Source organism: Pseudomonas sp. FP603, assembly GCF_030687415.1.
Lineage (GTDB): Bacteria > Pseudomonadota > Gammaproteobacteria > Pseudomonadales > Pseudomonadaceae > Aquipseudomonas > Aquipseudomonas wuhanensis.
On record NZ_CP117431.1, the window covers coordinates 6659128 to 6684519 of the forward strand.

The 25392-nt window shown below is 60.8% G+C and carries 23 protein-coding genes and 1 tRNA gene; 3 read left to right on the forward strand and 21 right to left on the reverse strand.

From position 1 onward, the window contains the following. Positions 1–130: 130 nt before the first annotated feature. Both gabT and gabD read right to left on the reverse strand, forming a co-directional pair. The gene (gabT, locus tag PSH65_RS30710; protein ID WP_305424248.1) at positions 131–1408 is read right to left on the reverse strand and encodes a 4-aminobutyrate--2-oxoglutarate transaminase; all 1278 of its coding nucleotides are present in this window, start codon (positions 1406–1408) and stop codon (positions 131–133) included. 175 nt (positions 1409–1583) lie between these two features. Beyond that, a complete protein-coding gene (gabD, locus tag PSH65_RS30715) occupies positions 1584–3026 on the reverse strand; it encodes an NADP-dependent succinate-semialdehyde dehydrogenase (protein ID WP_018929370.1) in 1443 nt (480 codons plus the stop codon). 349 nt (positions 3027–3375) lie between these two features. On the opposite strand from gabD, the gene PSH65_RS30720 reads away from it, so the two are divergent. Next, positions 3376–3452 (forward strand) — tRNA-Arg (locus PSH65_RS30720). A gap of 76 nt (positions 3453–3528) precedes the next feature. Here PSH65_RS30720 and PSH65_RS30725 read toward each other — a convergent pair. Then, entirely contained in the window at positions 3529–3921 is a 393-nt protein-coding gene (locus tag PSH65_RS30725; RefSeq protein ID WP_370694674.1) for a type II toxin-antitoxin system RelE/ParE family toxin, read from the reverse strand. Beyond that, positions 3830–4129 (reverse strand): type II toxin-antitoxin system prevent-host-death family antitoxin, encoded by a 300-nt coding sequence (locus PSH65_RS30730; RefSeq protein ID WP_019581695.1) that lies wholly within the window; start codon positions 4127–4129, stop codon positions 3830–3832. The genes PSH65_RS30725 and PSH65_RS30730 overlap by 92 nt, the downstream gene beginning before the upstream one ends. A gap of 719 nt (positions 4130–4848) precedes the next feature. On the opposite strand from PSH65_RS30730, the gene PSH65_RS30735 reads away from it, so the two are divergent. Further along, positions 4849–5142, forward strand: a complete 294-nt coding sequence (locus PSH65_RS30735; RefSeq protein ID WP_305424249.1) for a DUF3077 domain-containing protein — start codon at positions 4849–4851, stop codon at positions 5140–5142. A 63-nt stretch (positions 5143–5205) separates the two neighbouring features. Here the strand turns inward: PSH65_RS30735 and PSH65_RS30740 are convergent, their stop codons facing one another. From PSH65_RS30740 to PSH65_RS30765, 6 genes are all read right to left on the reverse strand, one after another. Further along, a complete protein-coding gene (locus PSH65_RS30740; protein WP_305424250.1) occupies positions 5206–5424 on the reverse strand; it encodes a hypothetical protein in 219 nt (72 codons plus the stop codon). Beyond that, positions 5421–5690: a hypothetical protein gene (locus PSH65_RS30745; RefSeq protein ID WP_258671894.1), complete on the reverse strand. Its 270-nt coding sequence runs from the start codon at positions 5688–5690 to the stop codon at positions 5421–5423. The genes PSH65_RS30740 and PSH65_RS30745 overlap by 4 nt, the downstream gene beginning before the upstream one ends. Positions 5691–5710: 20 nt before the next feature. Further along, entirely contained in the window at positions 5711–6310 is a 600-nt protein-coding gene (locus PSH65_RS30750; RefSeq protein ID WP_305424251.1) for a hypothetical protein, read from the reverse strand. Beyond that, positions 6307–6888: an RNA polymerase sigma factor gene (locus tag PSH65_RS30755; RefSeq protein ID WP_305424252.1), complete on the reverse strand. Its 582-nt coding sequence runs from the start codon at positions 6886–6888 to the stop codon at positions 6307–6309. Before PSH65_RS30755 ends, PSH65_RS30750 begins: the two co-directional genes overlap by 4 nt. An 8-nt stretch (positions 6889–6896) precedes the next feature. Next, positions 6897–8618, reverse strand: a complete 1722-nt coding sequence (locus PSH65_RS30760) for a VWA domain-containing protein (RefSeq protein ID WP_305424253.1) — start codon at positions 8616–8618, stop codon at positions 6897–6899. A gap of 87 nt (positions 8619–8705) precedes the next feature. Continuing rightward, entirely contained in the window at positions 8706–9266 is a 561-nt protein-coding gene (locus tag PSH65_RS30765; protein ID WP_305424254.1) for a YbhB/YbcL family Raf kinase inhibitor-like protein, read from the reverse strand. Positions 9267–9405: 139 nt separating this feature from the next. Between PSH65_RS30765 and PSH65_RS30770 the strand changes: the two genes are divergently transcribed. Beyond that, on the forward strand, positions 9406–10935 hold the full coding sequence (locus tag PSH65_RS30770; protein ID WP_305424255.1) for an apoptosis inducing factor family protein: 1530 nt from the start codon (positions 9406–9408) through the stop codon (positions 10933–10935). 45 nt (positions 10936–10980) lie between these two features. Here PSH65_RS30770 and pgaD read toward each other — a convergent pair whose 3' ends face one another. The 11 genes from pgaD to PSH65_RS30825 form a co-directional block, all read right to left on the reverse strand. Next, complete coding sequence (gene pgaD, locus PSH65_RS30775; protein WP_305424256.1) at positions 10981–11508, reverse strand: poly-beta-1,6-N-acetyl-D-glucosamine biosynthesis protein PgaD; 528 nt, start codon at positions 11506–11508, stop codon at positions 10981–10983. Then, entirely contained in the window at positions 11505–12860 is a 1356-nt protein-coding gene (pgaC, locus tag PSH65_RS30780; protein ID WP_305424257.1) for a poly-beta-1,6-N-acetyl-D-glucosamine synthase, read from the reverse strand. The genes pgaD and pgaC overlap by 4 nt, the downstream gene beginning before the upstream one ends. Position 12861: 1 nt before the next feature. Next, positions 12862–14859, reverse strand: a complete 1998-nt coding sequence (gene pgaB, locus PSH65_RS30785) for a poly-beta-1,6-N-acetyl-D-glucosamine N-deacetylase PgaB (RefSeq protein ID WP_305424258.1) — start codon at positions 14857–14859, stop codon at positions 12862–12864. Between the two features lie 12 nt (positions 14860–14871). Beyond that, on the reverse strand, positions 14872–17352 hold the full coding sequence (gene pgaA, locus PSH65_RS30790; protein ID WP_305424259.1) for a poly-beta-1,6 N-acetyl-D-glucosamine export porin PgaA: 2481 nt from the start codon (positions 17350–17352) through the stop codon (positions 14872–14874). A gap of 414 nt (positions 17353–17766) precedes the next feature. Then, entirely contained in the window at positions 17767–19278 is a 1512-nt protein-coding gene (locus PSH65_RS30795) for a YdgA family protein (protein WP_305424260.1), read from the reverse strand. 282 nt (positions 19279–19560) lie between these two features. Beyond that, positions 19561–20196: an NADH:ubiquinone oxidoreductase subunit N gene (locus tag PSH65_RS30800; protein ID WP_305424261.1), complete on the reverse strand. Its 636-nt coding sequence runs from the start codon at positions 20194–20196 to the stop codon at positions 19561–19563. A gap of 81 nt (positions 20197–20277) precedes the next feature. Then, positions 20278–21726 carry an efflux transporter outer membrane subunit gene (locus PSH65_RS30805; protein WP_305424262.1) on the reverse strand — a complete coding sequence of 483 codons (1449 nt, stop codon included), beginning with the start codon at positions 21724–21726 and terminating at the stop codon, positions 20278–20280. After that, the gene (locus tag PSH65_RS30810; protein WP_305424263.1) at positions 21723–22610 is read right to left on the reverse strand and encodes an HlyD family secretion protein; all 888 of its coding nucleotides are present in this window, start codon (positions 22608–22610) and stop codon (positions 21723–21725) included. Before PSH65_RS30810 ends, PSH65_RS30805 begins: the two co-directional genes overlap by 4 nt. Continuing rightward, complete coding sequence (locus PSH65_RS30815) at positions 22607–22816, reverse strand: DUF1656 domain-containing protein (RefSeq protein WP_018929385.1); 210 nt, start codon at positions 22814–22816, stop codon at positions 22607–22609. The genes PSH65_RS30810 and PSH65_RS30815 overlap by 4 nt, the downstream gene beginning before the upstream one ends. Further along, the gene (locus PSH65_RS30820; RefSeq protein WP_305424264.1) at positions 22813–24885 is read right to left on the reverse strand and encodes an FUSC family protein; all 2073 of its coding nucleotides are present in this window, start codon (positions 24883–24885) and stop codon (positions 22813–22815) included. The genes PSH65_RS30815 and PSH65_RS30820 overlap by 4 nt, the downstream gene beginning before the upstream one ends. Next, positions 24882–25310 (reverse strand): MarR family winged helix-turn-helix transcriptional regulator, encoded by a 429-nt coding sequence (locus PSH65_RS30825; protein WP_305427073.1) that lies wholly within the window; start codon positions 25308–25310, stop codon positions 24882–24884. Before PSH65_RS30825 ends, PSH65_RS30820 begins: the two co-directional genes overlap by 4 nt. Positions 25311–25392: the final 82 nt, after the last annotated feature.

The window sequence follows — 25392 nt, forward strand, 5'->3', positions numbered from 1 at the left end:
CACTCCAACGGCAATGCTTGCACCTTAGTCAATGATGGCCATTCGATACAGCTCAATTGCCCCTGATGTGTTTCAAGCCCCATAAAAAAACCCGCCGAAGCGGGTTTTTGTCGATCAGATCACAAACGGATCAGAGCTCGGCGAAGCACTCTTCGATGATCGCCAGGCCTTTGTCCAGTTGCTCGTCCGGCGCGGTCAGCGGTACCAGCACGCGCAGAACGTTGCCATAGGTGCCGCACGACAGCAGGATCAGGCCCTTGTCGCGAGCCTTGGCCACAACGGCGGCTACAGCAGCCGGGTTCGGCTTGTGGCTGTCGCCGTTTTCAAACAGCTCGACGGCGATCATCGCACCCAGGGCACGCACGTCGCCGATCACCGGGTATTTGGCCTGAATGGCTTTCAGACCAGTCACCAGACGCTCGCCAACCGCTTTGCAGCGATCCAGCAGGTGCTCTTCTTCGAACACTTCCATCACGGCCAGGGCCGCGGCGCAAGCGATCGGGCTACCGGCGTAAGTGCCGCCCAAGCCGCCTGGAGCGATGGCGTCCATGTATTCGGCCTTGCCGCACACGCCGGCCAGCGGGAAGCCGCCAGCGATGGATTTGGCGAAGGTGGTCAGGTCGGCGGCAACGCCCATCTGTTCCATGGCGAAGAAGGTGCCGGTACGGCCAGCGCCAGTCTGCACTTCGTCAGCGATCAACAGAATGCCGTGCTGGTCGCACAGGGCGCGCAGACGCTTCATGAACTCTTTAGGCGCGACGTAGAAACCACCTTCGCCCTGAACCGGCTCAATGATGATGGCAGCGATGTCACGCGGCTCGGCGTCGTTCTTGAAGATGCGCTCGATGCTGGCGATCGAATCGTCGATGCTCACACCGTGCAATTCGTTCGGGTACAGCGCGCGGAAGATGCCGCCTGGCATCAGGCCCATGCCAGCCGAGTAAGGCACGACTTTACCGGTCAGGCCCAGGGTCATCATGGTGCGACCGTGGTAAGCGCCGGTGAACGCGATCACACCGGCACGGCCAGTGGCGGCACGGGCGATCTTGATGGAGTTTTCCACGGCTTCGGAGCCGGTGGTCACCAGCAGGGTTTTCTTGGCGAAATCACCCGGTACCTTGGCGTTGATTTTTTCGCACACTTCCACGTACGGCTCGTAGGCCAGTACCTGGAAGCAGGTGTGGGTCAGCTTGTTCAGTTGTTCGGTGACGGCGGCGATGATTTTCGGGTGCACGTGACCGGTGTTCAGCACAGCGATACCGCCGGCGAAGTCGATGAACTCACGACCTTCAACGTCGGTCACGGTGGCGTTCTTCGCGTGGTCGGCGAAGATCGGGTGAATCTGGCCAACACCACGGGGTACAGCAGCGGTGCGGCGGGCCATCAACTCAGCGTTAGTCTTGCTCATACATTCCTCATTCGCCGCTCATCGGTCGGCGTGGTTCAAGGATTAAGCGGTGGGGAGGCAACTACGGCAGCATGCGATGATCGACTGCCACAGCGTTCCCGGCCACAGAGAAAATTCCGTTTGAAGCGCGCAAAGGGGCAGCGCTCTCGTGCCCTTTGCGCTTGAAGCAATGGACTCAGATACCCAGGCAGAGGTATTTGATTTCCAGGTAATCCTCAATGCCGTACTTGGAGCCTTCACGGCCCAGGCCCGACGCCTTGATGCCGCCGAACGGCGCGACTTCGTTGGAGATCAACCCGGTGTTGACGCCGACCATGCCGTACTCCAGGGCTTCAGCCACACGGAACACACGACCCAGGTCGCGCGCATAGAAGTACGAGGCCAGACCGAACTCGGTGTCGTTGGACATCGCGATCACGTCGGCTTCGTCTTTGAAGCGGAACAGCGGCGCCAACGGACCGAAGGTTTCTTCCTTGGCCACGGCCGCGTTGTTCGGCACGTTGGTCAGGATGGTCGGCTCGAAGAAGTTGCCTTGCATGCTCTTGCCACCCGCCAGCACGGTAGCGCCTTTGCCGACAGCGTCAGCAATGTGCTCTTGAACCTTGGCCACGGCTTTTTCGTCGATCAGCGGGCCAGTGGTGGTGCCGTCTTCCAGACCGTTGCCGATCTTGAGTTTGGCCACGGCCACTTTCAGCTTCTCGGCGAACGCGTCGTAGACCGAATCCTGAATGTACAGGCGGTTGGCGCAGACGCAGGTCTGGCCGTTGTTGCGGTACTTGGAAATGATCGCGCCTTCGACGGCCTTATCCAGGTCCGCGTCGTCGAACACAATGAACGGCGCATTGCCGCCCAGCTCCAGCGAGACTTTCTTGATGTCCTTGGCGCACTCGGTCATTAACTGACGACCGATTTCGGTCGAGCCGGTGAACGACAGTTTGCGTACGATCGGGTTGCCGGTCAGCTCGCTGCCGATGTCGCCGGCGCTGCCGGTCACCACGCTGAACACGCCGTTCGGAATACCGGCACGCTGAGCCAGTTCAGCCAGGGCGAACGCGGAAAACGGGGTTTGCGAAGCAGGCTTGAGCACCATGGTGCAACCGGCGGCCAGGGCCGGGCCGGCTTTACGGGTGATCATCGCGGCCGGGAAGTTCCACGGGGTGATTGCAGCGGTCACGCCGATCGGCTGCTTGATCACGATCAGGCGCTTGTCTGGCTGGTGGCCCGGAATCACGTCACCGTAGACGCGCTTGGCTTCTTCGGCGAACCACTCGATAAAGGAAGCGGCGTAAACGATCTCGCCCTTGGCTTCAGCCAATGGCTTGCCCTGCTCGAGGGTCATCAGGCGAGCCAGGTCGTCCTGATTCTCGATGATCAGCTCGAACCAGCGACGCAGCTTGTTCGCGCGCTCCTTGGCGGTCAGTGAACGCCAAGCCGGCAGCGCTTTGTCAGCGGCTTCGATCGCACGGCGGGTTTCGGCAGCGCCCATTTTCGGCACAGTACCCAGAATTTCGCCCGTTGCCGGGTTATTGACCTTGATCGTCTGACCGTTGTCCGCATCGACCCAAGCGCCATCGATAAAGGCTTGCTGGCGGAACAACTGGGTGTCTTTAAGCTGCATGTCGGCTTTCCTTAACAGCACCGCGGCACGCGCGGAGCGAATTATGATTATAGAAAGGCGCCTTATAGGCTGCCGTCAGGGAAATCATTCACCGGGCTGAAGCACATAAATAGCGCACGGAACGAACTCGTGCGGTTCAGCACCCAGACAAGAGCGTTTGAAATCTCAAACGAATCCTAGGATCAAAGGGGGTAAAGGACAATAGGCTGTTCGAAAAAAAGAACGAAAACGCCGCATTTGCCTATTTTTTCGGATCAGCGTAGCAAACGCAGGTTACGCTTTGGAAAAACGCAGACGATTCAGCAGCATGGACGCCCGCAGCGCATATGAGTATCATGGCGCCCGCATTGCACCAGTAGCTCAGCTGGATAGAGTACTGCCCTCCGAAGGCAGGGGTCGTGGGTTCGAATCCCGCCTGGTGCACCATATGTAGAAGCGAGAAAGCCTCAGGCCGTTGGGTCTGGGGCTTTTTTGTGGGTAAGCCATTTTCAATGGTTTGGGTCTAGTGATCAGCACTGCCTGATTCGAATAGACGTCCAACGTCCCTTGCGGCATGCAGGACACGCTCAATCTGAACATCGCCCTCGAAAAGACTATAAAAGATCAAATATCGGCCGTGGGAAATCATTCGCAGCCCTCTGGCATAGTCATCTCGGGGAATACCTTGATTAGGCTGATCCAGCAGCCGAGCACAGCACACTCGTAGCTCACCAACAAAAGTCCGAGCTCGACCCGGATTGTCACGGGCAATGTAGCGGGCGATTTGCTGCAGATCCTCTCGTGCCAGTGGAAAAACAATTGTCTCATGGGCGCTTCTGCTCTGCTTCGACCTCATCAATGAGCGCATCAAGCTCGGCAAACACGGTATCGGCAGCAATGGCCGGACGTGGGTCATTGCGGCTGGTCGCAATAGCTACACATATTTCTGCGGCTCGTAATCTATCCAGGAGCTGCTGATAAGCGGCGTGCGGCAAAAGGTAGGCAGCAGGACGATTGTGGTTGAGAACGGCAACTGGCTCTGAGCCTGCTTGCTCAATCACAGTACTTGGGCTGCGTTTCAGCTCGGTAATACTGACCGACCGACTCGCAAGTAATTGCTCCATGACGACTCCAAAGGTACAAAAAATAGTACCTTATAGTGCTCGATTTTCCGAACAACGGTCAACGTGCAACTGACCGGGGCCATCTGCCCCACAAAAAACCATCGAAACGGGTTTCCTTTGCTGTCGTTAAATCGAGATTCGCTGGTCAAATGACCGGCAAATGAGCGGCACGAACAAAGGCGGCTGAAACCGCACCTTGGCCAGTTGCTGTCTGCTGCCAGCGCCTTGTTCAATCAAATGACCGTCAAATGACGATAATACCCAGCCGGGTACTTAGCGAACTTTGCGATTAGCCTTGGGATCATCGACGTCATCTTCTTCCGACCGATTCAGCAGAAAATCCTTACGACTTTCGACGGTTGCAGGAGATCAGCCTGCACGATACCCTTCCGCCGTCGCTGCCAATTCAGCGACCGGGCTTGGTAACCCGAGAGTTAAGCGCAACAGCGCCCCCATTGAGAATTGCAGGCGTTTGTTTACGCCCGCAATTTTGAGTTATGGCGGCTGTACGTGGGACGTCTTCGGGCGTGCCGGATTCCTTGACTCCCGGTTTACCAACCTGCGCACAGCTGCCACCCATTCGCTTGGTAACGAAAAAGTGGCAGTTCCTCGTCAAGGAGCTAGACCATGCGCAATGTAAATCCGTACGAAATTAGGCTTATCCCTCACCCCGACTTCGAATCGCGCCCCCACCGCACCTCCGTCATTGGAGGTGGCAAATGACTGAATACTCAGAAGCAAAAACCATCGGCTTCACGCCCTGCCTCTACAGTGCAGACGATCCGCTGTTTCATGTCAGCGCTGGGGTGCCTATTAGTAAAGCATTGGCACAGGCGTCCGACCTGTTGTTCCTGGCCAAGTCGTTTGCTGAGGATGCAGCCTATGCAAAAGACACCGACCGCTATGCCTGGGCCGCGCACTATTTGACGGCGATGGGTAAAGCGGTGGTTGATGATGTGGTGAAAGTTCTGACGCAACCTCCGCAGACGGCGACGCCACAAACCGTAAAATAGCGGCAACTCACCCTTGAAATGCGCCCCGATTTTTCGGGGCCTGCAATTTTTGGGTGAGTGTTTTCATCGGCGGTTACGCTCCGCTTCAACCTCATCAATGAGTGCATCAAGCTCGGCAAATAGGATTTCGGCAGGAATAGCCGGACGTGGGTCATTACGGCTGACGCCTATAGACTCACGTATTTCTGCGACTCGTTGCTGATAAGCCGCGTGCGGCAAGGGGTGAGCAACAGGATGGTTGTGGTTGAGAACGGCAACGGGCCGCCAGAGCGTTTTCTTCATTCTGTCGTCCAATCAAACTCGTCGTATTCATCATCGTCTTCTTCGTCCTCGATCAACTCATCATCAAGAACGTCTTCCTCAAGACCCTCTTCTGCCTGCTTCGCCAGAAGAAACTCCTTGCGACTCTCAGTCACTGCTCGCCTTAATTCCTCACCCTTCACCGGGCAGTTGAGCATTTGGGCGATGCGGTCGATTTTTTGTGCCACGGCATCCTCCAACGCATCGGCTATGGGCTGATAGTGCGCGCTTTCGGGTGTTGTTGCCAAATCGGCGACCGCTGTTCAGCTCATTTTTTCTGCAATTCCTTGAGTCGGGCCGCAAGGTTTTCCTTGGGAAAGCGCTTGTGCAATGTCGTCATCAGTGCCTCGGCGGCTTGGGTTTGTCCGGCGTCTTGCAGGCGTATCACCTCGCGTAATTGATCATCCAGTGACTTAACCGGCGCGGCGGCGCGTTTGCTGAGTTTGGCTTCGTCGGCCATTTCGCTGTTGATCGATTCACGTTGCATAGGTGCAGCAAAATCCGCCATCGGCGCAGCCGGTGCGGGCGCAGCCTGGGAGCGCGCGGCGGCTTCCGGTTTGGCGAGCGGTACGGAGGCTTTCGGCGCAGGCACGAAGTCGTAACTCGGCAATTGCTCGGGCGTGCGTTGCACCAGCGCCAGCATCAACGCCACGCCAACGAGACTGGCGAAAGCCACTTGCCAGCGGGGTTGTTGGCAGGCGCGGAGCCAGCGTTGCCACAGGTTTGGCTTCCGCGCGGGAGCTTCTCGGTGCGCGGTGGCGAGGATGAAGGCGTCGAGATGGGCCGGTGGTTCGCCGCTGCTGTGGTCGCGGAAGTGCTTGAGCACTTCTTCGTCGGGCGATGGCGGTGTTTGTTTGGCGTCAGTCATGTCAGTACCTCCTCGGCCAGCAGCCGACGCAGTTTTTGCTGGGCGTAGCGCAAGCGACTTTTGACGGTTTCCAGCGGGGTTTCGGTGAGGGTGGCGATTTGCGGCAGGTCGAGGTCGCCGTGGGCGCGCAGCAGGAACACTTCGCGCTGGTCGGCGGGCAGGGTTTGCAGAGCGGCTTCGAGGCGTTGACCGTCGCGGCTCAGGCTCAGCAGTTGTTCGGGGTCGGCGGCGTCATCGATGACGGCGTGTGATTGCTCGTCATAGCTGTCGTGCAAGGGGTTTTGGATGCCGTGTTTACGCCAGTGATCGATCAGTCGGTTGCGGGCAATCTGGTAGAGCCAGGTACGAAAATTCGCCCGGCCTTGTGGCTGACTGGTGCTGCGGATCAGGCTCAGCCAGGTTTCCTGATACACCTCTTCGGCCAGTTCGGGTTTGCCGCTGAGGCCGAGGAGGAATCGATACAGGCCCTGGCGGTGGCGGGCATACAAAACTTCGAACGCTGCCCCCTCGCCAGAGCGATAACGCGCCAGCAGCGATTCATCGCTGCCGGCGGTTGAGCTGATTGCAGGATCGGACATGTCAGCTTTCACTCTATCCGGTTGTCATTGGGCTGCTGATTGGAGGCGGTCGAGGTTCGCAGGCTCTGCGCCAACTCCACCAATTGCACGAATTCACCGCGCAGGCCGAACTGATCATCGCCCCGTGCGCCACGGGCCAGGGCTTCGGTGTCTTTCAGGCTGAAAACACCGGTGTAACGTCCGTCCTTGAGCTGTTGGGAGAAAGCTGCAACGGCGGCGGCAAAGCGCAGATCATCACTGGCGGCCGAGAGTTTTCCGGCCTCATCCTTCAGGATTGGCCGTTCGATCAAGCGACTGCTCCCACCTTCCGGCGACTGATATCGCACCCGCAGCATCGCCAATTCCCCGTTTTTTGCGGAAACATCGGCCGCAGATTTGCCATAGCGCAACGGCTCCAGCCAGCCCTTCTCGCCGTTGGGCACAATTTCATACAACGCCGTCACCGTATGCCCTGCGCCGATTTCTCCGGCGTCGACTTTGTCGTTGCTGAAATCCTCACGCTTCAAGGCACGATTCTCATAACCCAACAGCCGATATTCACTGACCTGAGCCGGATTGAACTCCACCTGCAGCTTCACGTTTTTCGCTACTACTGCGAGGGTTGAGCCGAGTTGATCCACCAGCACTTTGCGCGCCTCGCGCAGGTTGTCGATGTAGGCGTAGTTGCCATCACCGGCATCGGCCAGTTGTTCCATCAGGTGTTCATTGTAGTTATCCACACCAAAACCCAAGGTGGTCAGGGACACGCCGGTCTTGCGTTTATCCACAGCCATTTGCTTGAGGCTGTCGAAGTCGCTGATGCCGACGTTGAAGTCACCGTCGGTGGCCAGCAGGATGCGGTTGATGCCTTTGGGGATAAACGCCTGTTGGGCCATTTGATAAGCCAGTTCGATACCCGACGCGCCGGCGGTCGAGCCGCCTGCGGTCAATTGATCGATGGCGGTACGAATTTTCGCTTTTTCCCGTCCGGAGGTCGGCTCCAGCACCACGCGAGATTGTCCGGCGTAGACCACCAGCGAAACCCGGTCCTGCTCGCGCAGTTGATCGACCAGCAATTTCAGGGTGCTTTTGACCAAGGGCAAGCCTTCGCGACGGTCCATGGAGCCGGACACGTCCACCAGAAACACCAGGTTCGCCGGGGCCAGTTCCGCCACCGCGCGATCAGACGCCTTTATGCCGATACGCAACAATCGTGTATGCGGGTTCCAGGGTGACGGCGCCAGCTCGGTGGTCACGCCGAATGGCGAGCCGTCGGTGGGCAAGGCGTAATCGTAGGGGAAGTAATTGACCATTTCTTCCAGCCGCACCGCCCCTTCGGGAGGTAAGCGCCCCTGATTGAGCAAGCGCCGGACGTTGGCGTAAGCGCCGGTGTCGACATCGGCACTGAAGGTCGACACCGGCGCCTCGGTCACGCTGTGAATCGGGTTATCGGCCAGCGTCTGATATTGCTCCCGCTGTTCATCCCGGTAGCCCTGTGGATAAGCCTCGCCGGCCGGCGTAGGCGCAAAAGAGACCAACGGCGCCGGTCGCGCGCTGTGCTTGGCCATCGCAGAGTCAGCCATGACGGCTTCGCGACGCACCAGCGCTTCTGTTTTCGGTTCACTTTGAGCCGGCGGCGCCACCACTGCCGAGTCTGGCGTGGATGAAGCGCCGCAACCGGCAACGGCCAGCAGCAACCCGGCGGCGAAACCCTGGGCGGCCGGGCGGAGAAAATGCAGAGGGAGGGACATGGGGGCTGACCTCAGGAGGAAATTGACTCATTCATCCTCTGAGACGGACAGCCCGCCGGGTTCGGGTTAACTCACCGGAAAAAATCTTCAGCGGTGATAACGCCGCACCACGCTGCTGTTTTTCAGCACATGGCCTTTGATCTGTTCCAGCAGCTGCGCGCGGGTCAGGCCGGCGGGCAAGGCGTCTGGCGCCAGGTCCAGGGCGTAGAGCTGGATGATGTAGTGATGGGAGCTGTCGCCGATGGGCGGGCACGGGCCGATGTAGCCGGTGGTGCCTTTGCTGTTGCTGCCGCCCACGCCTTCGAGGGCGGATTTGGCGCCGACGCCGGCCGGGATCTGACGCGTCGCGGCCTTGATCCCGTAATGAATCCAGTGATCGACACCCTGGCCTTTCTGGCCATCCGGATCATGCATGACGATGGCGTAGCTGAGGGTGCCAGGAGGGCCAGCGTTCCAGCTCAGGGCCGGGGACTGGTTCTTGCCGCCGCAGCCGCTGGCATCGCTGGCCTGCGCCGACGTGAACAGCCGATTGTCCGAAACACCGGGAATGCTGAGGGTGAAACGCTCCTGGGCCTGCGCCGGAAACTGCACGCAAAAGGCGACTGCAACGGCCGCCAGCCAAGGGTTCAAAGAGGTCAATCGGGTCATACCGGAGCACCTTGTGCGGGTGGGGCCGTCGTCGGCTCGCAAACTATAGCCGGACCGTTCGTGCGGTGGCAGCGGCAATTGGCTGAACCTCGGAATAAGCGCCAAACTCCTAAGTGAAACACCTGTCTGGAGATCGATCATGGCACTGCACCGCGTCGCCCGTTTCGCCGATGTGCCCCTTGACCGTGGCCTTGAGGTCCGGATCGACAAGATGAAAATAGTCTTGCTGCGGGTCGGCGATCAATTGCGCGCCTATCAGGGCAAATGTCCCCACGCCGGGGCGCCCTTGGCCAAGGGTGCGCTGTGCGAAGGACGGCTGATCTGCCCGTGGCACAAGGCGGCTTATCGGCTTGAAGACGGCGCGTTGTGCGAGCCACCGTCCCTGGACAGTCTGCGGCGCTATCCACTCGAAATCCGCGACGATGAGGTTTGGGTCGACGATCAGCCGATGCCCACCCCCAGCACGCCGCCGGCGGACGATAAGCGAAGCTTTGTGATCATCGGTGCCGGTGCAGCGGGTACGGCCTGCGCGGCGGCGCTGAGGGAGAAAGGTTTCGGCGGCCGGGTGCTGCTGATCGACCGTGAACCCGAGGCTGGTTACGACCGTACCGTTTTGAGCAAATTCGTGATTGCCGGGGAGATGCCGCCGGACGAAGTCCCGCCGCTGCGGGATGAAAGCTTTTACAGCGAACAACGCATTGAACGGATAAACAGCGATGTGATGGGCCTGGATGCAGTCAACCGGACGCTGCGCCTGGCCGATGGCCAATCGCTGAGCTATGACGCCGCCGTAATCGCCACTGGCGGCATCCCCAAGTCCTTGGCGCTGCCCGGTGCCGATCTGCCGCAGGTATTCGTGCTGCGCTCAATGGCGCAGGCGCAGCAGATTCTGACTGCCGCGAAACCCGGTCAACGGGCAGTGATTGTCGGTGGCAGCTTCATTGGTCTGGAATCCGCTTCATCCCTGCGCCAGTACGGCCTGGACGTCACCGTCCTGACCCGCCATGCCATCCCTTTCGCGGCGCAATTCGGCGATACCGTCGGCAAGGCAATTCGTGCCCTGCACGAGGCCAACGGCGTGGTGTTTCATACCGATGGCGAAGCCGCGCAGATCGAAGGCACAGACAAAGTCGAAGCGGTGCTGCTGGACAACGGTCAGCGCTTGCCGGCGGATCTGGTGCTGGTCGGCATTGGCGTCACCCCGGCGACCACCCCGTTTACCGATCTGCCGAAGGAAAAAGATCAGTCATTGAAGGTCGACGGTGGAATGCGCGTGACCGACGGGCTCTGGGCCGTCGGCGACATCGCGACCTTCCCGCTCAACGGCCAGCCCCAACGGATCGAACACTGGCGCCTGGCCCAGCAACAGGCGCGAATTGCGGCGACGAATATGCTCGGCGGTGACGAGCGCTACCTCGACGTACCGTATTTCTGGACCTGGCACTTCGGCAAAAACTACGACTACCTCGGACACGCCGAAGCCTGGGACGAGGTCGAGTTCAAAGGCGATCCTGACCATCCACCGTTTATCGGCCTGTTCGGCAAGAACGGCGTGGTGGCGGCGGCCGTTGCCTGCGATCAGGAGCGAGCCATGGCAATGCTCGCCGAACGCATGAAACAACCGCTGTCAGTGGATGAGGCCTGGCGCCTGATTCGGGACGTTGGCTAACCGACCTCTTCCAATCCTCCGCATCCCCCCGGAGCTGCCGCAAGCTCAGACGTGGCTCAGCGGCTCTCGATTGTCGTCATCTTCGGCCGACAGACGGATCACCAGCGGATGCTCCAGTGGCGCCAAAGGCGGCGGTAGGTCAGCCGGGTCGACTGGGAAGAAGTGCGTAACGACATGGCTGACATCGCCATCCTGATTGTTATGAATGGTCATCGAGCCCGGCGTTCGTAGCTTCTCCAGCCGATCGCCGGTCAGCTTGAAGCTTTTGCTCAGCCCTTGATCGTCCACCACCGGCGCCGGTAAACGGCGCTGGGCAAAGCTTTTGCTTTTGCGCTGTTGATAACGCGCCCAGCCGATCAGGATCACCGCGTTGAACAGTGCCACCCACAGGTAAATCTGCAACGTGCCGAGGGCGTCGAAAAGCGATGCATCGATGCGCGGGCCGTCATGGGTATCGATCAACGGCCACAGACCACGCATCAGCAAATACAGCAGCCCGATCCAGGCCAATACGGTGAAGAAAACATCGATCACGATCAGAAAGGGCCGCTGCCGGGTTCTGATGATTCTCATAGGAAGACTTCCTCTTCATCGTCGTTCAGCGGCTTGATGCCCCGGTCCGGGCTGACCCAGCGTGCGCGCTTCTGATGTTGGCCGAACAATACTTTGGGAAAGCTGACCAGGGTGGTGAACAGACTGATGAACCAGAACACCAGCGGATACCAGACCACCCAGAACATGGTCTTGCCGAGGCCCTTTTCATAGCGGCGGTCGATCAGGATGCTGACCGCGAATTGCACCAGGCAAACCACTGCCAATAGCAGCCCGGTAAACGCCGGTGGCATGAGGTGATCGACGGCAATGGCTGGCGGCATTTCGACGAATTTGCCGATGCCCCAGAAAATCACCGACAGCAGAAAGGTGAACGCCCAACCGGTAGACAGGCAGTACTCGAACAGCAGCGGCCACAGGTAACGATGGCGGTATTGCCAGATGCCACGGATATTCTTGAACAGCACCTCGGCGCCGCCCTGGGCCCAGCGCAGGCGCTGCTTCCACAGACCACCGAGGGTTTCCGGCATAAGGATCCAGCACAACGCGCGGGGCTCGTAGAAAATGCTCCAGTGATCCAGTTGCAGCTTCCAACTGATGTCGATGTCTTCGGTGATCATGTCGGGGCTCCAGTAGCCGACCCGGTTCAGAGCCGTGCGGCGGAAGGCGACGATCACCCCGGAGACGGTAAAGATCCGCCCGAACACCCGCTGGGTGCGCTTGATCAGGCCGATGATCGACGAGAACTCGCCGACCTGCACGCGGCCGATCAAGGTCGAACGGGTGCGGATTCGTGGGTTGCCGGTCACCGCGCCCAGTCGCGCATTGTCGAGCATCGGCGCCACCAGATACGCCGCGGTGTTCGGCGCCAGCAGCGCGTCACCGTCGATGCACACCAGATACTCGCTGCGCGCCGCAATGGCGCCCATGCGCAGGGCCACGGCCTTGCCCTGGTTCTCTGCCAGGTGCAGCACCCGCAGACGCGGATCCTGCGCCGCCAGTGCATCGAGCACCGCGGCGGTGTTGTCCTTGGAGCCGTCGTTGATCGCGATCACTTCGATGTTCGGGTAATGCTGGGCCAGCGCCGCATGGATGGTATCGGCCGCGTTGTCGCCTTCGTTGTAGCAAGGGATCAGGATTGAGATCAGCGGTTCGCCGGCCAGCGGTGGCGGCAAAGTGTCGTCCTGCCACGGCCAGTGCCGCTCCCAGTGCAGCCAGAAATACAGGCCACCGGCGATCCACAGTCCCGACATGAACAGTGGATAGAAGAACACGAAGTCCATCAGGAATTGCCCGGTGAGCAGAAAGATCAGCCCAAGGGGAACCCCAAGGACGATCGCCAGAACCAGCAGGGCTAAAAGTCTGTCCAGCATGTTATGGATTCCACTTGTTGGAGAGCGCGGGCCGCACGGCTTTCAGGTCCGGCTGGTTCTCGAGGAAGTCGTCCGGGTAGTAGCCGAAACTGGTGGCGCCCTGACGCTTGAGGCGGCCCATCCAGTCAGCCAACTGTTCGCCGTCGATGTCGGCGTCGGCTTTTTTCGTCCAGTCACGGGCCTGCAATTCGAACACCGTGCGGTCGAGTGCGCCGGGGCGCGATTTCACCGTCGCCACCAGCGTTTCGAGCCAAGGGCCGGATTGCTGGAGGCTCTGTTTTTCCATGAGCGGCATGGCCATCGGCGCTGTCCAGTCGTAGGCCCCCAGGAAGTCGTCGAGGTTCTGCGCGAACCAGGCTTCGCTCTCGGGGTTGAGCATTGGCTCGGCGAAAATATTACGCGCCGTTTTCACTTGCGGGCCGCGAATGGCGCGGACCTTGGCGGTCAGCTCGTGAGTGAAATCAATCAGGTAGCGGCTCTTGAATCGCGTCCAGCGTTGCAGCATGGCTGGATCGTCACGCAGGGTGGCAATCGAACCGGGCAGACCGTTGGCGGCATAGACCTTCAGGGCTTCAGGCCCGGCGTCTTCGAAGTCCGACAGCACCGCGTCATCGTGATAGAGGACGCCGTCGATCGAGGTCAGGCGTGCTATGTCTTCGTAGATTTCACCGATGATGCGCCGCACGTTCGGGTCGAATGGCGACAAGCGTTTGTACTGATCCGGATCGATCGACGTGGTACCGGTTTTCGGGTCCCAGCGAGTGACCCGTGGCAACTTCGAGTCCAGGGCAAAACTCAGCACCGGCATCCACGCGAAGACCTTGACGTTAGCCCGAGTACGCAACTGCCAGGCCACGCGGTCGAAAAGGTCGGCGCGCACCGGCAGGTGACGGTTGGGGAAGTACAGCGAATGCACCAGGCCATCGCCCACTGGGTCGGCGAAGGCTTGCAGGAATACGGTGTTGGCGCCCATGTCGGCCATGCGCTGGATCAGTTTGCCGAGGTTGATTTCCTGTTGGGCCGGGTCCGCGTCGTAGACGTTGTCCAGGTCCACATGCACCACGCGCATCGGCGATTCGGTCTGTACCGAGACGATGCTGTTGGCGAAGTGTTCGCCATCCGGGTCCGAGGCCACCAGAAAGCGCGGGCTGCTCATCAGGTTGTCGAGAGCATCGAGGCCGTCTTCCAGGGTCAGGGCCAGCTGATAACCCTGCTCGTTGACCACTTGCAGCGAGGTGCCGTCCGCCGCGCCATAAGGCCAGACCCAGACCCGCGGTTTGTAACCGGTGACCTTGCGGATCTTCTCCGAGATGGCCGCCACGTCGGCACGCATCCGGGCCTGGAATTGGGCTTCGGTTTCATAGCGCCCGGTAGCGGCGTCATAACGCCGAGTGGCGGCCGCCGGTTGCAGGTTGCCTTGCGGGTTGGCCAACACGCCTTTGTGGCTGGCGTCGGTATGGGCGGCGATTTCCACCAGGCCGGATCGGGAAATTTCGCGGATCTGTTCCCAGGTCAGGAAGTCCGACCGCTTGCGCGGTGTACCGGCGAAATCCACCGGCTGGTTCAGCGGTGTATCGATCCACACCCCGACCGGCGCCAGCAAGGCATGCCAGTTATAGGCACGCAGCACTGGCAACACGCGGGTATAGAAGCTCGAATAACCGTCATCGAAACTCAGCATGATCGCCCGTGGCGGCAGTTCGGGGCCACCGTTGCGAGCAGCCATGATCTGGTCGACGGTGACCGGTTTGTAGTTGTTCTCCCGCAGCCAGGCCAGTTGCTCGAGCAGGCGCTCGGTGCGCACGGCCACTACCGCCTGATCGGGGTCACGGTCTTCGACATCGTGGTAAGAGATCCCGAGTACATGGTTTTTCGGCCACGGCTTTTCATTGGCCGACACCGGGCGTTCGGACGGCGGTGCGAAGGCCGGGGCTTGCTGGGCGCAGGCGCTGATCAACAGCGCTCCCAGCAGAAGGATGAAACGCGAAATAAAAGGCATCTTCAAACTCTTCTAGAAGCGGTAAGTAAGGTCGACGAGCAGGCGCAGATCGGTTTCGCGGTCGCCGTCATAAGGCCGGTTGATCACGCTCAGCAGGCCGCCCACCTCGAATACGTCGTTCCAGCTGTAGCGCTGGCCGTAACCCAGCAGGCCGACGACGCCGGTCCCGTGATCGCGCTGGCTATAGGTGCCCGCACCGGCCTGGAACTGTTGGCTCCAGGAGGTTTCATAGCGGCGGTAGAGCACGTGGTTGACGTTCACCGTCGGCAGCACGCTGAAATCGGATTTGGGGTTGAAGTACGGCACATCGTCGGACTTGGAGTTATGGCTGGTGCCGACCTCCAGGCCCAGGTCGACCTGCAAGGCCGGCGCGCGGTAAACACCCTCGCGACCGGTGAGCAAGGCTTCGACACGGTTGTTGCCGTCACTGAAGTGCGAGGGGCTGACCGCCAGCCTCCACTCGCGGCTCTCATTGGCGCGCCAACGGATGAAACCGCTGCCGCCGTTGGCGGTGATGTCGCTGTTCAAGGCCCGCAACGGCGTTTGCGCCGACAGGTATTCGAGGCTGCCGCCGTACTGCCAGTGATCGTCGATATCTCGGGCAATCGCCAGGCGCGCACCCTGTTTGTCACCGAAGCCATAGGAGTGGTTGGAGACTTCCGCTTCCAGGGTCATGTCGCGGCTCCGACGTTCAAGCCCGACGCGCTGAAAACGGTGGTGGCCGGTGCCTTCCTGGAAGTCGCCGGTGGCGTAACCGGCACCGGCGAACAGACGCCAGTCTTCATCGATGGGCGGGCTGTACAGCGTGGTTTCGATGCCGAAATCGCGACTGCCGTTGACCGCCCCAGCATCGCCGTTGCCCCCGCCATAACTCTTGCCGCCATAGGCCTCCACCCGCAGCTCGGCCATGTCATGGACCGCACGCTGGCGCTGCAAACGCTGGACCTGACGGTTGTCGGGGAAACGCGCGACCACATCGTCGGTCAGCGCATCCATCTGCCGCCATTCCTGCAGGTCCATGGCGGTGTGGCCTTGCGCAATTTCCAGGCCGATGTCCCGTGGCACCATACTCTCGGTTTCCTTGAGCTGATTTTCGGCGCGCCGTGGCCAGTCCCGGGCCAGGTACAGATCGGCCTGGGCCAGACGCAGGCCAAGGTTGCCCGAGGCCTGATTCACCAGCACCTGCAAACGCTGCTCGCCCGATGGCAGATCAGCGCCATAGGTGCCGGCCTGGGCGGCGAGTTGCTGCGCGTCCATCCATTCATCGTTGGGATTGCCCACCGGCAAGCCCTTGAGTTCGACCCGTGGCTTCTGGGTCTTGGCCAGGTCTTCAGCGACCTGACGCGCTTCATCGGCCTTATCGCTTTCGAGCAAGGCGTAATAGAGCGCGGTGCTGTCTTCCAGGCGGTCGCCGACATCGGCATCCGGTGCCACCAGCACCTGACGATACAAATCGGTGGCGATTTCTGGCTGACGCTGGTCCAGATAGGAAGACGCCACCCAACGCAGGGCGTAGGTCGGAATCTTCACGCCTTCGGCGAGCAGCTTCTGGTATTCGGCGATCACATCGGCGGTGCGCGCACGGGCCTTGAGGGCGCCCATGCGATCGATTCGCCAGCGGATGACGTCATCGTGGGCCTGAGGATCCGGCGTCCAGGTCGACAGCAACTGGTCGTAATCGGCCAGCGCCCGATCGGCGATCATATAACGTTCTTTTTCGCTGCGAGTGGCCAGTTCGGCCAGGCGCACGCGCTCTGCGGCCAGGTCACCTTCAAGGCGTCGCAGCGTGACCGGATCCAGCAACCCCGACCGCTGACGCGCCAGGCGCAAGGCCGGTTCCGGCAGGCGGGCGCGTTGCAGGGCAATCACGTATTCCCGAGCGACGTCGGGCTTGCTGCCGGCGCGAATGAAAGCCTGGTCGTATTCAAACAACGCGTCGTAGGTGGCGCCGGCGCGGGTCAAAGCGTAGGCCAGGGCCAGGCGGCGGGAAGGATCCTCCGGTTGCGCCGCCACCAGCGCCCTGGTGCGGGCAACGGCCTCGTCAGGTTTACCGGCGTCGGCCTGGGTCATTGCCAGGCCCAGTTGAAGGTCGGGATTTTGCGGTGCAAGGGTCAGGGCCTTGTTGTACACCTGGGTCGCCGAGTCCCAACGCTTGAGGTTGCGATAGGCACGTGCGGTGGCGGTCAGGGCCTGAACCGGCAGCGCCCGATTGTGCCCCTGGGTTTCATAGACCTGGGCCACTTCGGCGTCCAGACCCGCCCAGCTGGCGATCTGCAAGTGATCGCTGATCTGGCCGGTGGTGGCCTGGTTTACCGGTACCTGGCGCAACACAGTCAGCGCAGGCGTGTAGTTGCCGGCCCGTGCATCACGAACCATTTGGTCGTAGGGGGTGTCGGCGAGCGCCTGCATCGGCCACAGCAACTGGCCGCACAGCGCAACGCGAAACAAGGGGCGCAAACCACGATGAATAAAGGGACCAGCAAAACACGGCATTCGTCAGCATCCTTACATGGCCAGCCGGGTCGCAATGTCCCTTGCCCATTCGTAGCGGAAAGCCGGGTCGAAAGACCCAGCCAAGCTTTATCGACGCAGTTTTGCATGCAGGCGTAGTCGACTCTTCAGAACACAATAATTGTTCAGATTCGTGACGCTCGGGCCTTCTCCAATGCCGATCCGCCGGGTGCGGAACCTGTGGGAGCGGGCTTGCCCGCGATGAGGTCGCGTCAGTCGATAAAGATGTGGCTGATAGATCGCTATCGCGGGCAAGCCCGCTCCCACAGGTTCCGTGCCTTGATTGACGGGCATTGGAACCTCCTCCCCCCTCTCCCCGTTTCGAAACCCCCAGACAGCAAAACGCCCGGCGTCTGCATGTTGCAGAGGCCGGGCGTTGCGCTGAAGCCTGCGGTTTTACTGGAGGGTGACGTCGCCCGTGCCGCCGAGTTTGCTCATCACGAAGCCGACAAATTCCTCGAGGGTCATTTTCTGGCCGTTGAAGTCCACCTGATTGTTGGCGTAGTGCAGCTTGGTGACGACATTGTTACCGTCCAGTTTCGCCAGTTGCGTGCCCACCGCCATGCTGCTGAACATGTCGGCAGTTGCGCTCGCCTGATCGGCGATTAGTTTGGCGTCGGTCTGGCCGTCGATTTGCGACTGCACGGTGAGCACGTCAACCAGCATCGGCTTGGACACCAACAGGTTGAAGTCCAGCAGGGCGATCAACTGCTTGACCAACTGGTCTGGCGGCAGGTCCATGGACTGCGGTTTGGTCAGGTCCAGCACCAGGTTGGCGCGGCTTTCGCCGTTGCTGGTGTTGAACGACAGGTTTTCCAGGGCCACCTGCGGGCCGGCGGCCAGCAGTTTCTCCAGGCCGGTCTTGACCTGTGCCTCTTCGGCCGGCGTCAGCTTCAGCTCCGGCACCGGCAGACCGGCGGCAGCAGCTTCAGCGGCGGCCTTCTCGTACGGTTGCAGTTTGGTCTGGTAGATCTGCATCAGCGACATCGTTGACGGAATGTCGAGGTTTTTCAGGCTCATGGCCATCTGCGCAGAACCGACAACCTTGCCGTTCAAAGACACTTCACCGACCTTGTAATCGGCACGCCCCGAAGCATTGGTGCCCGATTCCTCGGTCTTGTTCTTCATTTCAAAGTTCTTGACGCCGAGTACCGACTGCTTGGCGCCGAAGGTGGTCTTGCTGTTGGTCAGCTCGACGGTGTTTTCGCCGGTGTAATAGCCGTACGTGCTTTTGTTCAGGTTACTGGCCACGGTCAAGCCGTTGAGCTCGACCTGCACCGGGGTCTGATCTTCGGCCACGGTGGTCAGTTTCAGGCTGTCCATGTAACCGTCTGCCTTGACCTTTTGCGCCTGGGCACTGGCGGCTACATCGAGTTTCATACCGGAGAAGGTCAGATTGGATTTGTCATCCAGCGCTGTTTCCAGCGGCAGAAATTCGAGGGTGCCCTTGGTGGAATTGTCGTAGCCGATGTTGACCACGCCTTTGACCGGGGAATTGTTCTTGGCGGCGGCGAACCATTTCTCGGTCAGCGGGGTCTTTTCCAGCTCGTAGTGACTGGTGGCCAGGACCGGCAACCACTTCAGCGACACCAGGCGCGAGAACGGCAGCGGGCCGTGTTCGATACGGTCGACGAACAGCAACTCGACCGGCGCTTCACCAAACATCTCGCCCTCGCCCTTGAGGCGGTAGTGCGCGGTGCTGCTGAACACATGGCGGTCCAGCGACACCAGCTCCAGCGACGCCGTGCCGTTGGAACCAGCCAGAGCGGCTTGCAGCTCTTTGTTGGCGTCGGCGATCGAGGTGTTCAGCACCCCATCGAGTTTGCTGCCGGTGTACCACGCACCGCCAGCGCTGATTGCACCGATGGCCACGACAATTCCTAGAAGCACGCCTGCTGATTTATTCATGAAGTACCCGTTCAATGTCCGTTGTTGAAAGTGTGGTCGTCTTCCCTGAACCCATGACAGGTTGCGGTCACGACTGTGCGAAAAGTGGGATGGAGATTAGCATTTGCGCCGCAAGGCGGCCCAATGATTAAAGGTGAAAGAGTGTCTATGGACCGCGCAGAAGAAGCGAGAGTTTCGGCGGCTGTAAGATTGCCATCGCGGGCAAGCCCGCTCCCACAAGGATCGCGCTGAACCTGTGGGAGCGGGCTTGCCCGCGATGGCGTCAGTCCAGCCAACCTCAATTCACGAATACTGCACTTCAATTTCATCAAGCTGATGATCGAAGCTTTTCAGCCGTGCCGTCCACGTATACACCAGCACTTCAAAATCCCGATTGATCACCGCCCCGCCGGTCACTTCCGCGCGCGGGTCGCAGAAATCCAGCTGATAGCGTTCGCGGGCCATGGCGTTGGCGACATCGGACAGCTCTCGCGCATTGTTGAGCCAGTGCCAGCCCTCGTCGGCCACTTGCTTGTCCAGCGCCAGGCATTGTTTTTTCAAGGTTTCGAGGCTTTTTTCCAGCGGTGTACCGGTGAGTTCGCCCATCACCTCCTGGAACGTGCGCCCCGGTTGCCAGTAACTGCCCCAGAAATACCGGTCGAACACCGTTTCGACGCGACGCAAAGCCACCTTGGTGTCCCAGATCAGCACCAGGGTCTTGCCTTGTTCGAGTTGTCGTTTCTTGATGCGCTGGTTCTGAAGCGAAGCCCACGCGACCACCACGATAGCCATCACGGCGATCAACGCCGCCGCGCTGTCGAGGAATATCAGCGCCGTGTCGAGCTGGTGGGCCAGCATGATGCCGTAGAAATAGGTGGCCGACAGCAAAACCAATGCCGCAATGGCGCACCAAAAGCCGGGAGCGTAAGGGTTTTTCATTATTAGATCCCCATGACCAACGCAAGCCTTGATCGACGGGTTCGCCGCGCGCCCCCATCAAATCAAAGCATAGCAACGGCCTCAGGGTTTGCCGGGTTGTGACCCTTGCGTTCGTCCGCTTTCCCAGCCGCCGCCCAAAGCAAGGAACAAATCGATCTGGCTCATCGCGACTTGGGTGTTGGCCGAGGCCAGTTGCGCCCGTACGTCGGTGTAGGTGCGGGTGGCTTGCAGGTCCGCCAAAAACGACTCGCGACCGGCCTGAAAGAAGCGGTGGGTCTGGTCTGCCGCCCGTTGTGCCGATTGCTCGGCGTCTGCCAACGCATCGCGGCGTTGAAGCTGCGCGGAATATTGCGCCAGGCCGGTCTGAGTTTCGCGGATGGCGTTGAGCACCACGCCATCGAAATGCGCCAGCGCGCCTTGGGTCGCGGCCTCGGCCTCACGGATTCTCGCGCGGGAGCCGTTGGACGGCACGGTCCAGCTCAGCAACGGGCCGAAGCCCCAGCGATTGGTCGCCGGTTTGCCGAGGTTTTCCAGTATCCCGACGGTGCCAACGCTCGCGCCAATGCTGATGTCCGGGTACAACTCGCCGGTTGCAATGCCAATCCCGGCGGTCGCGGCCGCCAATCTGCGCTCGGCCTGCCGCACGTCGGGTCGACGCTTGAGCAGCGTGGCGCCGTCACCTACCGGTAACAATTGCGCAATTTTCGGCAGCTCGGCGCAGTCACTGGTGCCCGCAGGCAATTGCTCGACCGGTTTGGCCAGCAGCATCGACAAGCGGAACAATCCGACCTGACGTGCGGCTTCATAACGTGGCAATTCGGCGCGCAAGGATTTGAATTGGGTTTGCGAACGGGTGACCTGGGTTTCATCACCGCGCCCGGCATCGCGCAAGCGCTGGGTCAGCGTGGTGCTCTGGGCCTGCAGATCGAGGGAATGCTGAGCGATCTCCCGCTCTTCGTTGGCCGCGCAGACTTGGGTGTATGCCCGCACCACATCGGCCACCAGGGTGATGCGCGCGGTGTCCGCTGCCGCCTGAGTCGCATCGGCATTGGCTTTGGCCGCTTCGATGCCGCGTTGCAACGTGCCGAACAGGTCGAACTGATAGGACGTGGTGATACCGATATCGCCGACGTTGGCCACCGGCACTTTATCCGCCAGCAAGAACGCCTCGCCGGACTCCTGCAGACGCTGGGCGCCGACTTTCACGCCGCCGCTCCAACCACCCGCCGCCTGCGCTTCGTCGACCTGAGCGCGAGCCCGCGAAAGATTCGCCGCCGCCACCCGCAGATCGGTGTTGGAGGCCATGGCCTGCTGCACCAATTGGTCCAGACGCGGGTCCTGATACAACCGCCACCAATCGCTGGGCACCGGTGCCGAGACGACATTCTTGCCGTTCACCGCCAGCTCGCCCTGAAAGTCTTCACGGTGCACGGCGGCCTCGACCGGCAAGTGATAATCCGGCCCGACCACCTGACAGGCCGACAGCAGCAGCCCTAACCCGGCCACTGCCAAACCCCAGGCCCTGCTCATTTCGCTGGCTCCCCGGATTGATCGTCGATGATCGACACCGTGGCCGTGCGGCCGGCAATCATGCGGAAGTCCGCTGGCACCTCGTCGAAAGCGATTCGCACTGGAATCCGCTGCGCCAGCCGCACCCAGCTGAACGCCGGATTGACGTTGGGCAACAGGTTGCTGCCGCTGCTGCGGTCGCGGTCTTCGATGCCGGCGACAATGCTTTCCACATGCCCGCGCAGCCGAGCGCGGTCGCCGACGACCCGAATATCGACGCTCTGGCCGACATGAATGCCGTCCAGTTTGGTTTCTTCGAAATAACCGTCGATGTGGAACGAGTTGCTGTCCACCACCGACAACACCGGCCGTCCGGCGGTGACGAACTCCTGGGAGCGCGGCGCCCGGTCGTTGACGTAGCCATCCACCGGGCTGCGGATCACCGAGCGGTCGAGGTTGAGTTGAGCGCTGTCCACCGTCACCTGCGCCTCCATCAACGCCACTTCGGCGCGGGCAACACGGGATTGGCTCTCTTCCAGTTGCTCGGCCGGGACCAGATTGCCCAGGCCCCGGTTACGCTTGGCCTCGCGCTGGGCCTGGGCCAGGGTTTCCTGGCGGTCGGCGACGGCCGCTTTTGCCTGGCGCAGTGCCAGTTTGAAACGGTCCTGATCGATGCTGAACAGCACCTGGCCGCGTTTCACCCATTGGTTGTCGCGCACCTCTACTTGCTGGATCAGGCCGGATACATCCGGAGCAATCTGCACGATGTCGGCGCGGATGTGGCCGTCCCGGGTCCAGGGCGCGAACATGTAATACATGACCATGCGCCAGACCACGACAACGGCGAAGGTCACGATCAACAGCGTCAGGACCACGCGGCCGAGGGTCAAAAAAGGTTTTTTCATGTCATCAGGTATCGACTGAGTGAGTCCACGGCGCCGAGCAGCACAGCGTAGAGAGCCACGTTGAACAATGCCCGGTGCCAGACCAGACGGTAAAAGTGCAGGCGCGTCAGCACCCCGTGCACCAACAGGAACAACACGTAGGTAATGCCCATCAGCACCAGCAGCGTGGGCAGGAACACCCCGCTGATATCCAGATCACCGATCATAAAGGCGCTCCATCGATGCCATGGGGAAGCGGTTCTTCGAGTTCGCCCGTGCCGACAAACTCGACGCCCGGCAACAGCGCCAGACGCAGGCCGCTCAAGGCGTGCAGCAGGTGCAGACGGGTTTCGTCATCACTTTGGCCGCCGAGGGCGCGACGGGTGCGATCAAGGGTCATCAGCAACGGGCTTGGCGCCGGCAGACGTTCGTCAGCCTTGAGACAGGCCTTGAAGTACTGACCGACTTCGGCCACCACCTGCCGCAGCAACGTTTGCGGCGCACCAGACACTCGCGGCGAATAGGCGAGCAGGTCCAGCAGGTTCAGCGCCACGCGCACTTCCCGCAGCGCGATGCCGGTGTCCTGGCCGGTCATGGCCAGGCGTGGCAAATGCTGCATCAGGCGATCGAGCATCTGCACCCCCATGTGCCGGTGTTCGGCCAGCGTGGCCGGCTCGGTCAGGCCGACGATGTCGCGCCAGCTGAAACGGGTCAGGCGCTTGGCCGCCAGTTCCGCGCCGAATGGCCGGGCGATCAGGGTCCAGACGAACGCGAACAGCAAGCCCATGGGTCCGGCCAGATTGGAGTTGGCGAAGCTGAGGAAGTCCGCGTCGTAGGCACCCTGAATGCTGATGAAAGACGACGTGTTGACGATGGTCAGCAGCATGCCCAGATAGAAACGCGGCTGCACCGTCAGGGTGCCAACGCAAATGAACGGGATGGCGAAGGCCAGCACCAGCATCGGGAAGTCATGCAGGTTCGGCAGGATCAGAAACAGATAAAGGCTGGCGAACAGCACCGACATCGCGGTCCAGAAAAAGAACCGGTAGATCTGCGGCGCCGGGTCGTCCATCGAAGCAAAAAAACTGCACGCCACCGCCGCCAGGATCACCGCGCTACCGCCGTCGGTCCAGCCGAGCAGAATCCACAGCACCGAGGCGACGATGATGGCGGTGACCGTGGATGCGGCCGAATAGAGCATCAAGCCACGGTCGAGAAACGGCGACAGCCGACCAAGGCGCCAGTGCCGATACACCGCGCGCCAACTGTCCTGGCTCTCGCACTGGATGGCGTGTTGCAGGCTGCGGCAGTCTTGCCACACATCGATCCATTCGCCGAGGCGATACAGCGCGTTGGAAAACAGCAACTGCTTGCGATCGTCCAGCGACTCGGCACTCGGTTGCAGCACTTCGAGCTGGTTTTTCAGGGCCTGCCAACGGTCGAGGTCCGCGTCTTTGTGGTCGAGCCATTCGGCGGTCGCGGTCAGCAGTGGCGCGAACTTATCCACAAGCTCCGGCGTGCGCCGCTCGAGGGCATAGAGCGCATCGTCGAGGGCGTCGATCACCGGCAGCAGATGGATCATTCGCCCGCGCAGTTCCTTGGTATTACGCACTGTCTGCGGGCGCGCTCCTTCATGAGGCAGCTGACCGATCATCAATTCCAGACTGTTGAAGTTCGCCACCATCGATGAACGCAGGGCGCTGACTTCGTCCGGCTGCACGTTGCGGCTGAGAAAGCGCAGGCTGTAGGTCGAGGCATCGGCGAACCATTTATTCACCGAATCGTTGAACACCGGCGCCAGTCGCCGTGGCCAGAACATGGCGCCGACCACCGCCGCAACAGCGATGCCGAGGAAGATTTCTTCGGTGCGCGCTTCGGCTACGTCCCATACCGCCAGCGGGTTATCCACCACCGGCAGGGCGATCAGCGGCAAGGTGTAACCGGCAAGCATCAAGGCGTAGCTGTTGGCAGTGCGCAGGTGCAGGGACAGGAACAGTAAAATCCCGGTCCACAGCGCGATGACCACCACCAGCACATAGGGGCTCTGCACAAACATCGGCACGAAAAAAACCGCCGCCGCCGCACCGAGCAAAGTACCAACGGCGCGGTACAACGCCTTGGAGCTGGTAGGGCCGACGAACGGGCTGGAAACGATGTACACCGTGGCCATCGCCCAGTACGGGCGGGGCATTTGCATGAGCATGGCGATGTACAGCGCAATCATCGATGCCGCGAACGTGCGTACACCGTAGAACCAGTCGCGCACCGGGGGCACGCCGGTGAAAAATCCGCTCACGGGTGGGCCACCGCTGGATGGTTGGCCGCTTCGAAAGCTTTCAGTACCCGCAGCGCCGCTTCCAGATCACTCGGGGCGATCCCTTCAAGTACTTCATGACGCAAACGCACCAACTCGATTTCGACTGCCTGCACCAGCTCGCGACCGGTCTCGGTCAGACTCAGGCATTTGGCGCGGCGGTCATGGGCGTCTTCGGTACGGCAAACGTAACCGGCATGGCACAGCTGATCCAGCAAACGCACCAGAGAAGGACTCTCCATCCCCGCCGCCTGCGCGACCGTCACCTGCCGCACACCCTCGCCCAAACGCCCGATCATCAACAACGGCACGGCGCAGGCTTCGGAGATTCCATAGTTGACCAGCGTGGTCTGGCAGATCTTCCGCCAATGCCGGGCGGCCACCACCATGGAGCTGCTGATGTTCATCTGGAGAGCGGCGAGGTTCTTTGGCACGAGGGGATGCACACACTGTTAGTTTGCTAACTATCAATATGGCATTGGAGGGGAA